General features: G+C 63.1%; 12 protein-coding genes and 1 pseudogene. 6 read left to right on the top strand and 7 right to left on the bottom strand.

What is annotated here, in order from left to right:
- Positions 1-29: 29 nt before the first annotated feature.
- Genes V1289_RS31415 through V1289_RS31405 form a run of 3 tightly spaced genes read left to right on the top strand, consistent with a single transcriptional unit; the run spans position 30 to position 1,327 of the window.
- The gene (locus tag V1289_RS31415; RefSeq protein ID WP_334401772.1) at positions 30-374 is read left to right on the top strand and encodes a hypothetical protein; all 345 of its coding nucleotides are present in this window, start codon (positions 30-32) and stop codon (positions 372-374) included.
- The gene (locus V1289_RS31410) at positions 371-553 is read left to right on the top strand and encodes a CbtB domain-containing protein (protein WP_334401770.1); all 183 of its coding nucleotides are present in this window, start codon (positions 371-373) and stop codon (positions 551-553) included. The genes V1289_RS31415 and V1289_RS31410 overlap by 4 nt, the downstream gene beginning before the upstream one ends.
- A 9-nt stretch (positions 554-562) precedes the next feature.
- The gene (locus V1289_RS31405) at positions 563-1,327 is read left to right on the top strand and encodes a CbtA family protein (protein WP_334401768.1); all 765 of its coding nucleotides are present in this window, start codon (positions 563-565) and stop codon (positions 1,325-1,327) included.
- A gap of 65 nt (positions 1,328-1,392) precedes the next feature.
- Here the strand turns inward: V1289_RS31405 and V1289_RS31400 are convergent, their stop codons facing one another.
- Together V1289_RS31400 and V1289_RS31395 are read right to left on the bottom strand one after the other, a co-directional pair.
- Positions 1,393-2,388: an N-acetylmuramoyl-L-alanine amidase family protein gene (locus tag V1289_RS31400; protein ID WP_334401766.1), complete on the bottom strand. Its 996-nt coding sequence runs from the start codon at positions 2,386-2,388 to the stop codon at positions 1,393-1,395.
- Between the two features lie 214 nt (positions 2,389-2,602).
- Positions 2,603-3,619 carry a hypothetical protein gene (locus tag V1289_RS31395; protein ID WP_442896097.1) on the bottom strand — a complete coding sequence of 339 codons (1,017 nt, stop codon included), beginning with the start codon at positions 3,617-3,619 and terminating at the stop codon, positions 2,603-2,605.
- 406 nt (positions 3,620-4,025) lie between these two features.
- Between V1289_RS31395 and tenA the strand changes: the two genes are divergently transcribed.
- The 3 genes and pseudogenes from tenA to V1289_RS49910 form a co-directional block, all read left to right on the top strand.
- Entirely contained in the window at positions 4,026-4,724 is a 699-nt protein-coding gene (tenA, locus tag V1289_RS31390) for a thiaminase II (RefSeq protein WP_334401764.1), read from the top strand.
- A 120-nt stretch (positions 4,725-4,844) separates the two neighbouring features.
- Positions 4,845-7,538 (top strand): flavin-containing monooxygenase, encoded by a 2,694-nt coding sequence (locus V1289_RS31385; RefSeq protein ID WP_334401762.1) that lies wholly within the window; start codon positions 4,845-4,847, stop codon positions 7,536-7,538.
- Positions 7,539-7,635: 97 nt separating this feature from the next.
- Positions 7,636-7,989, top strand: a pseudogene (locus V1289_RS49910) (GFA family protein); the annotation flags it as partial.
- Between the two features lie 31 nt (positions 7,990-8,020).
- On the opposite strand, the gene V1289_RS31380 reads toward V1289_RS49910, so the two are convergent.
- From V1289_RS31380 to V1289_RS31360, 5 genes are all read right to left on the bottom strand, one after another.
- On the bottom strand, positions 8,021-8,770 hold the full coding sequence (locus V1289_RS31380) for a zinc-binding dehydrogenase (RefSeq protein ID WP_334401760.1): 750 nt from the start codon (positions 8,768-8,770) through the stop codon (positions 8,021-8,023).
- Between the two features lie 53 nt (positions 8,771-8,823).
- Entirely contained in the window at positions 8,824-10,584 is a 1,761-nt protein-coding gene (locus V1289_RS31375) for an IS1634 family transposase (protein WP_334395305.1), read from the bottom strand.
- A gap of 91 nt (positions 10,585-10,675) precedes the next feature.
- On the bottom strand, positions 10,676-10,954 hold the full coding sequence (locus V1289_RS31370) for an alcohol dehydrogenase catalytic domain-containing protein (RefSeq protein WP_334401758.1): 279 nt from the start codon (positions 10,952-10,954) through the stop codon (positions 10,676-10,678).
- Between the two features lie 20 nt (positions 10,955-10,974).
- Positions 10,975-11,583: an NADPH-dependent F420 reductase gene (locus V1289_RS31365; protein ID WP_334401756.1), complete on the bottom strand. Its 609-nt coding sequence runs from the start codon at positions 11,581-11,583 to the stop codon at positions 10,975-10,977.
- A gap of 11 nt (positions 11,584-11,594) precedes the next feature.
- Positions 11,595-12,620 (bottom strand): zinc-binding dehydrogenase, encoded by a 1,026-nt coding sequence (locus V1289_RS31360; protein WP_334401754.1) that lies wholly within the window; start codon positions 12,618-12,620, stop codon positions 11,595-11,597.
- Positions 12,621-12,636 lie beyond the last annotated feature (16 nt).

Below are 12,636 nucleotides of genomic sequence, written 5' to 3'. Positions count from 1 at the left end.
GTGGGCACGCGCCGGGCGGCTTTCGGCCTATGACCGGATCGATCCGCTGGATGCGGGAGCCCGATGGAGGATTCGACTTGAAAGAGGAAGCTCGCTGGCGCACCGACATCGAATCCTTGGTCTTCCCGATCGGGGATCAAGCCGCGACCTGTGCCGTTCACCGCGGGGCGTTTCGGACGTTGCTGGGTGCGGAACCGACGCCGCAAGCCTGCCTCGCCTATTTCGGGGAATTCGAAGACGCATTCAGAGCGGCCGCCAGCCTCAAGATAGCGCGCAAATGCATCCCGGCCGGCACGAATCTTCATCTAACGAGTCGCGACATCGCCCGAATATTGCTAGAGTCGAGCCAAATCAAACGCGGAGAACAACGATGACTCAGTCCCAGGTCACGCATTTGCCGGTCGCGGCCGGCCAGCTTGGTCGGCTTGCCCAATCGCTTATGGCAATGATGCTCGGCCTCTTCATCGTGGGCGTCGTGGGTTTCTCCAATATCGATGTCGTTCACAACGCCGCACACGACGTGCGCCATTCGAACGCTTTCCCTTGCCATTGATCAGGTCGCATGGGCACCTTTCGTTCGATCGTGTTTTCATCGGTCATTGCCGGTTTCACCGTTGGCCTGATCGTTACCGGGCTCCAGCAATTCGGCACGGTACCGTTGATTTTGAAGGCCGAGGTCTTCGAGAAGGCGGTCGAGGCTCATCAAGGCGCGCACGCCGCGGCAAGTCCGCAGGAAACGGTCGCCAGCCACAGCCATTCGGACCATGTGCACGCCGCGGAGGCATGGGAGCCCAGGGACGGGCTCGAGCGCAACGCCTACACTGCGGCCGCGAACGTGCTGACCGCCATCGGTTTTGCGCTGCTGCTCGCCGGCTTCTTCTCGGTGCGGAGCGGCGCGACGGGCGAGAGCGTGTCGTGGCATGAAGGCTTGATGTGGGGGCTGGCAGGCTTCGTCGTCTTCACGATCGCCCCCGGAATTGGCCTGCCGCCGGAATTGCCGGGCGTGCCAACGGCACCATTGCTGTCGCGTCAGATCTGGTGGGGCGTGGCCGCGCTGGCGACGGCAGCGGGCCTCGGGCTCGTTGTTTTCCGCCGGTCCGTGCCGGCCTCGATCGCAGGACTGATGCTCATTGTGTTGCCCCATCTGATCGGGGCGCCGGAACTTGAACATGTCGACACCAACGTGCCCAGTTCACTGTCCCACCAGTTCGTGGTTGCCGTGACGCTGACGAGCCTGGTGTTCTGGTCCGTGCTGGGCGGCCTGACGAGCATCGCTTTCGCCTATTTCGACGGCGAAAGCGTAAAGCGGCATCAGCTTCGGGCCTGAGGTGATCGCCTCACGACATCAATGCCAGAATCCGGGGGATGCGAGGTGGGGCTGTCACCGCGTCATCAGAGCGGGCCGAGGATGGCCCATCGAAGATCACAGAATTCCTTCACGGCCGCCGTGACGCCACTGCTGATGATGTCCCGGCGTTCGGGCGATTCCATCTTGAGCTCTTCGTCCCGGTTGATGATCGAGCCCGCCTCGAGCAGGACCGCAGGCATCCGGGTCTTTCTCAGCACGATGAGCTGATCGTAGCTATATACACCGGTTTCCTTGTTCAGCAGCGGGTGCTGGTACCGACCCATGATGGGCTGGGTATATTGCTGGGCATATTGCAGGCCCTCGGCCTTCATTTCCTTGCCGACCAGTTCGGCAAACGAGAGGCTGGTCTTGAAGTCCGGATTGTCGCGGGAGACGAAGACGGAATAGCCGCTGAAGCGGTCGCTGAAATGACTTTTCTTGCCCTCGAATTCCCAGTTCTCGAGGAACGAGTTGGGCACGGAATCATGGTGGATCGACAGGAACAGATCGGCTTGCAGCTTGTTGGCCGCGTCGACTCGCCTGACCAGGCTCGGCCTGGCCTTGCCCTCGGTCACGAGCAACCTGGTCCCGGCAAAGCCTTCGGCCTTCAATTTCTCCTCGATCCGCTGCGCAAGCCGCAGATTGAAGAGGAACTCGGCGACGTTGCGGGCGCTGATCGCGCCTTCCGAATCCGCAGTATGTCCCACATCCAGAACGATCCGGAATTTTTGGGGATCGCACGTGGTTGCGACCGGTTTCAAAGCGGAAGGGCTCAAGGCGACCGGCCCGAGGGCGGCAAGCTTTACAGTGTGGCGCTTTGGCGACGCGGCGGATTTCGCCAAAGTGGCTGACTTTGGCGAGGCGACGCGCTTTGGCGATTTGCCGGGCTTTGACGGGCCTTTGAAGGCATCCGACAGCCAGCCGGCTTCGCTGACCTCGATCGGCAGAAGCACCAATGCGGCCATCGCGGCGATGATGGTGCAGCGGCGGGGCGAAACGCCAAAGCACGATCCGGCGAATTTTCTCCCTGACGACAGCAATCCCTGCTTTCCCCGGAGTGATTTTCCGTGCGCGCCTGATGGCGGCACAAGACGGCGCCAGCGGGGATTATGAACCATGAATTACCGGTTGCAAGCGGCCTGATCGCGAGACCCTAAGAGTAAGTTTGATTGTATCGTTGTCGTCACACGATCCGCTCGGGATCGTCACGTTGCGGAACCCGGCGAAACGCGGTCCGATCGGCGGCTGCCGACGTCACCTCTTTTGCCGCGCCTTGATTTCGTCGAATTTGGCAAGCGCCTCTTCAAACTTGGCATTGAAGAGCCACATCGCGTCAAGAATCTCGCGGTAGGTTGCAGACCTTCTTGCCCTGTCGGCTTGTCCAAAGGTGAAAATGCTGTTGTTTCGCAGATATCCCATGATCCTCGGGTCGGAAATTCTGTAGTTGACCAGGTCGCCAGACTTGAGTGCAGACCTGGTCGGAGCGGGAATAATCTGGATCAGCTCAAACAGCTTCATTTGATCGATCGGATTCGGCAGGGTTTTCACGATCGCGGTTGCCTGCGGGAAAATATCGGCGTGGGCGCTCATCAGGGCATCCCGCACGGCGGTCCAGTGATTGAACCGGTGATCCAGATTGCCGGCCCGCGCCTCTTCCCTGTCGTCACGAAGGCTCAGCGCAGGATCAAAGGCGGCCATCGAGGTTTTGATCGCGGCCCACTTCCTTTGCCCGTTTTGATCTTCGGATGGACCGGTTTGCAGACTCCCCTTGTAGGTATTCGAGCGCGCATTCCCGATGTTCTGATTGCCGTTTGTCTCCGCAAAGAACAGCCCCAGGCTGATACGGCCCGCCGCTTCGGCACCGGCCGCATCGAGGCCCTTGGCCCGCGCGATAGCCGTTCCCAAATCGACGACGTCCTTGAATGGCGTATCCGATTTTTGCGCGTTGGCGGGCGGCGCCTGCATGAGGTCGAACAGTTTCCTGTACTGATCGAGCAGCGGCTCAACGCCGGCGTCGAGGTACGCCGGAGGGATTCCGTATTTGTTGGGCCCGCCGATCCTGGACGGAACAGCGTCGGTGAGGTCCTTGTACGCGCTCAGCATGTTGTTGCGTGCAAGGTAGAGGGCTTGTCCTGGCAGGTTCGGCAGCCGTTGATTCGAATCGATCTGTGCGCGCCGCTGGCCCAGGATCGCCTCGAAATCGCTTGCGGCCTTGTTATACGCTGCGAGTGCGTCCGATTGCTTTTTCGCGAGCGCGGCCGGCTGCCCCATGGCGGGGGACATGAGGCCGAGATTGCCGATCGCGGCCGGGACGAGCAACGCCGTCGTATTGATGGCTGCATCGATGGCGACGGAAACCGGCGGCGTGAAGAAAACTCCGAGAGCAAGCGCAGCCGCGAGCGCAGCAGCGGCATGACTTCTCATCCCCATGGCGGTCTCCCAAAATTTCACCGGACATTACTCATTGGATCGTAAACAATGAATGCGCCGCTTGGCGAGACGAAAGCCGCAAATCCGATGCAATGCCCGCTTCCGGCACGGGGCTTGAGGTAAGCGCTGCCTTGGCGCAAGACCGCGCTTGAGGGAAGAGCGGACATCGTTCCTTGCCTGAGGGGTCCGCTTGTGATCCGGTAGCGAGCCCAAGACACGCCTTGGGAAGCAAACCCTGCGAAAGATGATGAGTTTCTTCGAGCGACTGAAGACAGCAGCGGCAGCCGAGTGGCGGGCCTACACCGGGCACCCCTTCACGAACGCCCTGGCTGACGGTTCGCTCACTGAGGCGGCGTTTCGTCACTACCTCGTTCAGGACTATCTGTTCCTGATCGAGTTCGCCCGCGCCTACGCGCTCGCCGTCTACAAGTCGCCCAAGCTCGCCGACATGCGCGAAGCGGCGGCCGGCCTCTCGGCCATTCTCGACGTCGAGATGAACCTGCATGTAAAACTCTGCGCCGGCTGGGGCCTGTCACCCGCAGATCTTGAACAAGCGCCTCCGGCGATCGAGATGCTGGCCTATACACGCTACGTGCTCGACGCGGGAATGCGCGGCGATCTGTTGGCGCTCAAGGTGGCGCTGGCGCCCTGCGTGATCGGCTACGCCGAGATCGCGACGCGGCTCGCCGCGCAACCCGGCGCGTTCGCTGCAACGAACCCGTATCGCGAGTGGATCGCCGAATATGCCGGCGCGCCGTACCAGGTGGTCGCGGCGAAAGCGCAGGCGCACCTGGATGGTCTCGCCGATCTCTACGCCACGCCGGCTCGCGAGGCCGAGCTGATCGCGATTTTCAAGGAAGCCACCCGGCTCGAAGCCGACTTCTGGGAAATGGGCTGGCGCGTGGGGCCAATGTCCGGACCGCGCAGCCGCATTGGCGGGAACTAACGGGCCGTGGTCGAACAGGCCGTCGTCACGCGCGGAACTACCGAAGATTGAAATTGCCCTGATGACAAATTGGGTGCGCGGCAGTAGCCTGCGGCAAAATAAAATGCACGGGAGGATGGCATGCCAGACGCAACGGTTGCAGCACGTGCTTCGGAAGCGACGAGCAGTACGAAGCAACAGCTCGACGTCGCGGTGGTGGGTGCCGGGTTTGCCGGCCTGTATCTTCTGCATCGGTTGCGCAAGGCCGGCTTCAGTGCCGCGGTGCTGGAGGAAGCCGGTGATGTCGGCGGAACCTGGTACTGGAACCGGTATCCCGGCGCGCGCTGCGACATCCAGACCATCGACTACAGCTACACGTTCGATCCCGAGCTGGAGAGCGCGTGGCAATGGTCGGAGAAATACGCCACCCAGCCGGAAATCCTGCGCTATCTCGGCTTCGTCGCCGACCGCTACGAACTGCGGCGCGACATCCGCTTTCAAACCAAAGTCACTGCGGCGAATTGGGATCAGGCCACCGAACGCTGGCTGCTCAAGACCGACAATGGCGCGACGATCTCCTGCCGCTATTACATCATGGCCACCGGCTGCCTCTCCGCGCCAAAACCGCCGGAGATCGACGGCGTCAAGGATTTCAAGGGCGAGGTTTATTTCACCGGCCGCTGGCCACATGAAGAGGTCAAGCTCGCCGGCAAGCGCGTCGCGGTGATCGGCACGGGATCATCCGGCATCCAGTCGATCCCGCTGATATCAGAGCAGGCGGCGCAACTGACCGTGTTCCAGCGCACGCCGAACTTTGCCCTGCCCGCCCACAATGGTCCTGCACCCGCGGAGCGCATTGCAATGCTGCAAGGCGACCGCGCCGGCTACCGCGAGCAGGCGCGCTGGTCGATGGCGGGTGTACCGTATCCCCAACAGACGGCGGTCAGCTGGCAATTGAGCGATGCCGAGCGCCGCGAGCGGTTCGAGCAGGCGTGGGCCACCGGCGATCTCGTCTACATCCTGACCCAGCTGTGGGCCGACCAGGGCGTCGATGTCGAGGGCAACGCGCTGCTCGCCGAGCTGATCCTCGAGAAGATCCGCGCGACCGTGAAGGATCCCGACACGGCCGCCGCGCTGAGCCCGCATGACCATCCGTTCGGCGCAAAACGTCCCGGCCTCGATACCAACTACTACGCCACCTACAACCGTCCCAACGTCACGCTGGTGAATCTGCGGCAGGAGCCGATCAAACAGATCACGGCCTCCGGCATCACGACCGACAAGCGCACCTTCGACGTCGACGTGATCGTGTTTGCCACCGGCTTCGACGCCATGACAGGGGCGATCATGGCCGTGCATCCAATCACCGGCCGCGGCGGCAAATCACTGTCCGACGTCTGGGCCCACGGGCCGCAGACCTATCTCGGGCTCACGGTCGCGGGCTTCCCCAACCTGTTCATGATCACCGGTCCCGGCAGCCCCTCGGTGCTGTCGAACATGGCGGTGTCGATCGAACAGCACGTCGACTGGGTGGTCGACCGGCTGGTGGCGATGCGCGAGGCCGGCTTCACGACAGTCGAGGCGACCGACACGGCGCAGGCCGGCTGGGCGCGGCACATGGCCGACTGTGCGACGCTCACGCTGCATCGGCTGGCGAATACCTGGTACACGGGCGCCAACGTTCCCGGCAAGGCGCAAGGCGTGATGCCCTATACCGGCGGCGTCGGCCCCTACCGCAGCATCTGCAACGAGGTCGCAAACGGCGGCATGGTCGGCTTCAGGCTCACCGGACCCAACGTTTCAGAGCAATGCAACGACGGCGAGGTCGTTCGCCTGCAGCCGGACGTGCGGCTGGTGCTGGGCATGCTGGCGGAGATGAACCTGCCGCCGATCGAGTCGCTTGGCGCCCAAGGCGCGCGCGACTTCCTCAACGAGTTCAACAAGGGCCGTCCTGCCGGCCGACCGGTCGGCGAGGCCGTTGACGGCACGCTGCAAGGCGCCGATGGTCCGCTGCCCTATCGGCTCTACCGGCCGGCGACGCCGGGGCCACATCCGATCGTGGTCTATTTCCATGGCGGCGGCTGGGTGCTGGGCGATGAGCAGTCCGACGATCCGTTCTGCCGTGACCTGTGCCGGCGAACCGGGATGATCTTCGTCAGCGTCGGCTACCGGCATGCGCCCGAGCACCGCTTCCCGGCGGCGGCAGAGGATGGCTACGCGGCAACGCGGTGGATCGCCGAGCACGCGGCCGACCTCGGCGGCAGACCGGGACCGGTGATGGTTGCAGGCTGGAGCGCCGGCGGCAACATCGCGGCCGTCACCTGCCAGCTGGCGCGTGACCGCGGTGGCCCAGAGATCTCGGGCCAGCTTCTGGTTTGCCCGGTCACCGACTGCACGTTCGACCGCCCGTCCTACACCGACAACGCCACGGGCTACTTCCTGACGCGCTCGCTGATGTACTGGTTCTGGGACATCTACTGTTCGCCCGCGGACCGGACCGATCCGCGCGCCTCGCCGCTGCGCGGCAAGCTCGATGGGCTGCCTCCGGCCCTGGTGGCGATCTGCGAGTTCGATCCGCTGCGCGACGAGGGTGTCGCCTACGCCGAAGCGCTGGCGACCGCCGGCGTGCCGGTCGAGCAGTTGAAGGCGCGCGGCCACTTCCACTCGTCGCTGACCATGGTCGACGTGGTGATCACCGGCGTCAGCGTGCGCGTGCAGATGGCTGAAGCGTTGCGCCGGTTCGCCGGGCTTGCTCCCGAAAGCAGACAAGGTGACGAGGGTGTCCGATCGGATCGGGCTGCCTCACCGCACAAAATCGACGCGGCTGCAGGGTAGGACGCAGGAACAAACGCTTGCGCTGCGTGCAGCCGACGACCTGAGCACGTCGCCGGTGAGTGAGACTAGCGGTTGACCGCAATCCGCAAGCGCTTTTTCCACTATCATCATCAAGCGTTCGACGTTCGATCTTGAAGGCGAAACGACGGTCTTCGAGGACGTTGGCGCGAGTGGCGTACGGGTTGGATGCCGCTGTTGCGCTAAGTGCGGATCACCCCTCACTACAGAACCGGACGTGGCACCGGAAGTGATGTTCGTGAAAGCCGGCGGGATCGACAACATCGACAACAATGAGTGGTTTCAACCCGTCACGGAGCTGTTCGTCACCCGCCGCCGTCCGTGGGTAGCGCCCGTGCCTGGCGCCCAGCAGCTCGACGGGAAGCCAAGCTGCACGGCGGCGTACTGCGTGCCACACCAACGCCAGCAACGACGATCGCCAGTACCACGGTGATCTGTCCGAGGATCACGCGTGCGACATCCGCTCAGGTCGTTCCGCGAAGGTCGAGAAGCACCTTTCCGCCCCGCTGGGCGTGAAGAACCGCTTCGCGCAATGAGGACAGAGGATAGGTTGCCGCGATGGGCACCTGGATCGCGCCGGAAGCGGCGAGCGGTACGGTTTCACGTAACGCCGCGTGAATCTTTGGCTCGATGTCGGGATGGTTCAGGAAGAAGCCTTTGACGACGATGCGCTTCACGATCAGGTCGAACGGGTTGATCGCGACCGGCCCTCCGCCCATGTACGCATAGACAACGAAGATCCCATGCTCGCTGAGCGCGCCGGCGATCATGGCGCTGCTCTTGCCCGCCACTCCGTCGACGGCGAGCGGCACGCGACCGTTTCCGACGGCTGCCCGGATCTTGTCGAGCGCGCCGTCTTCATCCACGACCACGAGGTCACCGCCGACGGCCTGCAGCTCGGGAATGAGCTCCGGGCGGCGCACGAGATTGATCGTCTTCATGCCCCGCGCCTTGGCGATGGCGATAAGCGATCGGCCGACACCTGAATTGGCCGCGTTCTGGACGATCCAGTCGCCAGGCTTGAGATCGGGCGCTTCGTCGAGGAGTAGAGACGCCGTGGGTGGATTGATGCCCAGCATCGCCAGTTGCTGCGGTTCGGCCTCGGGGAGGCTGAACAGACCTGTCGCCGGCACGACCAACCGTTCGCGCCAACTGAATGCATAGAGCGGGATGAGGACCCGATCGCCGACCTTTAGACCGAAGTTTTCACCCATGAATCGCATAAGTATCTGATGCGGTTTGATCATTCGTCCGCGAGGCTACTCGGTTACTGGACACGAACGGGATTGAGCCCGAGCAGATCGAAGGCCGCCTCCTGGAGGGCGGTTGGTTTGGAGTGAAGGGTAAAGCGGTGCTTGGGGCGCGCGGGCACGTGCATGGTGTTGCGAGCGAGTGTTCCGAGATGCGCAATGAGGTCACCGAAGCTCATGACGCGCTGACCGTCTGCCGATCGCCTGGTTGTCTTCTTGACCTTGACGACGTCTGACGGTGCGGTGGCCGCAACTGGAGAAGTTCGCTCCGCTTTGGCTGCTGCCAGATCGGTGTCGTGGAACAACAGCGGCGCTAGGGCCTCCCGTAGGAGCCACTCGACATGGTAGGCGAGCATGCACAGGAAGACATGAGCCCGCACCCTGTCCGCGGTCCAATGACGGATCGGCCGGATTTCCAGATCGACGCTCTTCAGGGATCGGAATGCCCGTTCGACGTGCGAGAGATCCTTGTAGGCCTGAACTGCTTCTGCGGCATTCAGATGCTCGGCAGGCATGCTGGTTCGGATCACATAGATGCCGTCGAGGCGCGCCTCTGCCTCGATCTGATCGAGCCGTCTATGCCAGGAGAGATGACCATCGCGGATCGTAACGACGAAGTGCTTGGCCATCTTTCTTTTGTTAAGAACCGCGCCGACCGCCAGACCTATTTCGGCAGCGTCACGCAAGGGAGCGTTCCTGCGCCGGACCTTGGCTTCGATCCGGGCCAGTTCGCGTTCAGTCACTGCTAACAAGTCCTCACGCTTGCGCGCCCGTTCGGCGGCGAGGTCGTGATTGCGGCACGCGATCAGCCGTTCGCCTGGGAACATGTCCGGCGCGCTGATTTCGGCGAGATCGCGATCATCGAACAACGACAGCTGTAACGGCCCATTTTCCGCGGCCAGCGCCTGCACCGCCGGTGCACGCAGGCAGGTGATCCAATCGAGATTCGCGGGCCTAAGTTCGTCGCGAATGCGGGCCGAGGTGATCATGCCGCGATCTCCGACCAGCACCAGACGACTGATCCTGAAGCGATCCTTCACCTTCTCGATCTGCGCGCTCAAGGTTGAGGGATCCGCGGTGTTGCCGTCGAACACCTCCACGGCGATCGGCAGTCCCTCGCGTGTGCAGAGCAGCCCATAGACAATTTGCGGCCGGTCCTTGCGGTGATCCCGGCTGTGGCCATAGCGCGCCAGCGGGCAGCAGCGGCCCTCGAAGTAAGATGAGCTGACGTCATAGAGGACCAGCACGCCGTCTTCGAGATGCCGCCGCGCCAAGCCATTTTCGACGCGGCCCTGACGTTCGAGCAGCCAATCCAGCGCCTCATAGGCCTCCCGCTCCTTGACCCGGCCAAGGTGCAAGACCGCGCCCAGACTCGATACCGCCGTCTCCTCATCGATCGCGCGGACAAAGCCCAGCTTCGATCGTGGCGCAATCAACCGATCAACCACCATGGCGACAACGAGATCGCAGCAGCGTCGCGAGGCCGGATCCTTCGCCGCACCCAGAATCAACCGGTCGAGGCCAATCTTGCGGATCATTCCAAGCGCCGCCGCAACATGGCCGTGCGGCAATGAGCGCTCGACTTCCAGTTCCTGCGGACCAGTGCCGATGACCGTTCCGCCCTTCAGCACCGCCTTCAACGTATCGATCATATCACGCGGCAGCTTGCTGAGATTGGCCAACGTCCGCTTCTGCGAACGGCCTTGCTCGTCGCGATAACTCTCCCGCAGCAACACCGCAGGCGGAGAGTCTCGATTGGGCACCATCTCGATGAACATGCCCGAATCGAATCATATCCTCGCCGATTTGGGAATCCCCTTACATGGACACAATCACAGGATCATTCCCACCCTAACCCACTGCACTGACTCAAGTCTCTCCTGACGACACGAGCAAACTTCGGTTTAGATGCTCCACGCCGCTCCCAACCGCCAGGACGCGGCCGACGCCCTCATTGCCGACAACGCTGGGTAGCGACGGTCGAACCGGAAATGCGCCCTGAATCACGTATAGGTCGTTCATATTGATCGGCGCGTACTCGACACCGACCAACACCTCACCGGCAGCCGGTCCCGAAGGCTCCGGCACGTCGGCAAGCTCGAGCACTTCCGTCGGTTCACCAAAGGCCTTGATCAGCGCTGCACGCATTGGCGATTTTCCCCATTGACTTAGAGGCTGCCGAAATCGACGAGGTCGCGACCGGCGAGCGGCCCGCCCGCCTGCTGCAAGCGGCCACCGGTCGCGAGACCGCCGAGGTAGACCGGCACGAAGCCGAAGCCCTCGATCACGCTCTTGACGAATTCGGTCGGCTCCGGGTGATCCCCGGAGACGAAGATGACGCGGCGGCCACCATTCTTTATGGGTCCTTCATTGAAGCGAGCGGTGACGATCGAATTGAACGCCTTCACGACCCGTGCGCCCGGCGCCAGGCCGGCTACCACTTCGCTCGCCCCCTTGCCGCCCAAGTCGGCCAGCACGAGTTTGGGGCTGTACTCGATGAACGGATTTGTGGCGTCGATGAGCACTCGGCCGTTCCACGCTGGCAGGCCCCGTAGCGCGTCCTCGACATTCGGCCAGGGAACGGCGAGCAGGACATAGTCGAGGCTTGCGGCCTCCTCGACCGTGGCCGTGAATGCTCCACGCCCGAGCTCAGCAACCTTTCTGGCAAGAGATTCTGGACCACGTCGGCTGCTCAAGACCGCTTGATGGCCAGTCGCCAGAGCCTCTCGCGCGAATGCAAGTGCGACCGTGCCGGCGCCGATCGTGCCGAACTTCATGGTCCGGCCTCCTAATTTCTCGAGAAATCGATAAGAACGACGCCGGCCCGGCCTGCTTGACTGACATGCGCAACGGCGTGGGCGATCCGGGACGGCGCGTACCGTTCGGCAACCTCGAACAGGGTTCCGGGCTCATGCGCAAGTCGCTGTGCGAGCGCAATATCGGCTTTGCGCTGCTCCGGTGGCTGCTGCATCCAACTGCCGAGCACCACACCTTTGAGCGTGAGGGAGCGGGGCGGAAATAGACGGATGTCGCTCGTCTCCCCGCCGAGCGAGCCGAAATTTATGACGGTCCCGGTCCGTTCAGCCAACAAATCCGCGACGTCGCCCAACAGACGCCCGCCGACGCTGTCGATCGCGGCGTGGATCTTGGCGCCCTCTGCGGCGGCCCTAACGCGGTCCTTCCAGCCCGCAACCTCCGTCGCGAAAACCGGGGACCCTGGCAAGATCCCGGTGAGTTTCGCCGCGCTAGCTTCGCTTCGGACCAGTCTGATGACCTTTACGCCCCGCTCCGTCAGAACCTTGCCGATAAGGCGCCCGACAGCGGATCCTGCTCCAGTGAGCAGCGCGACGACCGCGGTACGCGCGTCAGGGGGAAGCGAGTCGTGTGCCGCGCGGATCACTGTAAGAGCCGTGACCGTGTTAATCAGCATCTGCGCGCCGACTTCGTCCGGAATCGAGTCCGGCAACGGCACTACGGAGCTGGCCGGAACGGCGGCTTCATCGCTCCAGGCGCCTGATGCGGGGAAGAAGGCCACTCTGAGGCCCTGCTTCAACCCGAGAGCAGGATCGACCTGGGGGCCGACCTCGCTCACGACGCCGGCGCCTTCAAATCCGGGTACCCGCCCACCGGAGGCGACTGTCGGCGGCGTTCCGAACGCTGGCGAGCCCGTGACACCGTGAAGATCGCCGGGATGGATCGGCGCGTAAGATAAGCGGACGCGAACTTGATCTGGCCCAAGCGACGTGGAGGGGCCGCCTTCGACCCGAAGCACTCGCGCCGGTTCTCCGAGTTCGTGGTGGACGATTCTTCTCATGTGAATCTCCAGCGGC

Source organism: Bradyrhizobium sp. AZCC 2289 (assembly GCF_036924615.1).
Classification (GTDB): Bacteria; Pseudomonadota; Alphaproteobacteria; order Rhizobiales; family Xanthobacteraceae; genus Bradyrhizobium.
This window is presented reverse-complemented; position numbering and strand designations above follow the sequence as displayed.

Excerpts from the sequence above, each read along its gene's own strand:
- V1289_RS31405 (WP_334401768.1), top strand. The coding sequence starts at position 563 with ATGGGCACCTTTCGTTCGATCGTGTTTTCATCGGTCATTGCCGGTTTC.
- V1289_RS31395 (WP_442896097.1), bottom strand. The coding sequence starts at position 3,619 with ATGGGGCAGCCGGCCGCGCTCGCGAAAAAGCAATCGGACGCACTCGCA.
- V1289_RS31375 (WP_334395305.1), bottom strand. The coding sequence starts at position 10,584 with ATGTTCATCGAGATGGTGCCCAATCGAGACTCTCCGCCTGCGGTGTTG.
- V1289_RS31370 (WP_334401758.1), bottom strand. The coding sequence starts at position 10,954 with ATGCGTGCAGCGCTGATCAAGGCCTTTGGTGAACCGACGGAAGTGCTC.
- V1289_RS31380 (WP_334401760.1), bottom strand. The coding sequence starts at position 8,770 with ATGGGTGAAAACTTCGGTCTAAAGGTCGGCGATCGGGTCCTCATCCCG.
- V1289_RS31365 (WP_334401756.1), bottom strand. The coding sequence starts at position 11,583 with ATGAAGTTCGGCACGATCGGCGCCGGCACGGTCGCACTTGCATTCGCG.
- tenA (WP_334401764.1), top strand. The coding sequence starts at position 4,026 with ATGAGTTTCTTCGAGCGACTGAAGACAGCAGCGGCAGCCGAGTGGCGG.
- V1289_RS31410 (WP_334401770.1), top strand. The coding sequence starts at position 371 with ATGACTCAGTCCCAGGTCACGCATTTGCCGGTCGCGGCCGGCCAGCTT.
- V1289_RS31360 (WP_334401754.1), bottom strand. The coding sequence starts at position 12,620 with ATGAGAAGAATCGTCCACCACGAACTCGGAGAACCGGCGCGAGTGCTT.
- V1289_RS31385 (WP_334401762.1), top strand. The coding sequence starts at position 4,845 with ATGCCAGACGCAACGGTTGCAGCACGTGCTTCGGAAGCGACGAGCAGT.
- V1289_RS31415 (WP_334401772.1), top strand. The coding sequence starts at position 30 with ATGACCGGATCGATCCGCTGGATGCGGGAGCCCGATGGAGGATTCGAC.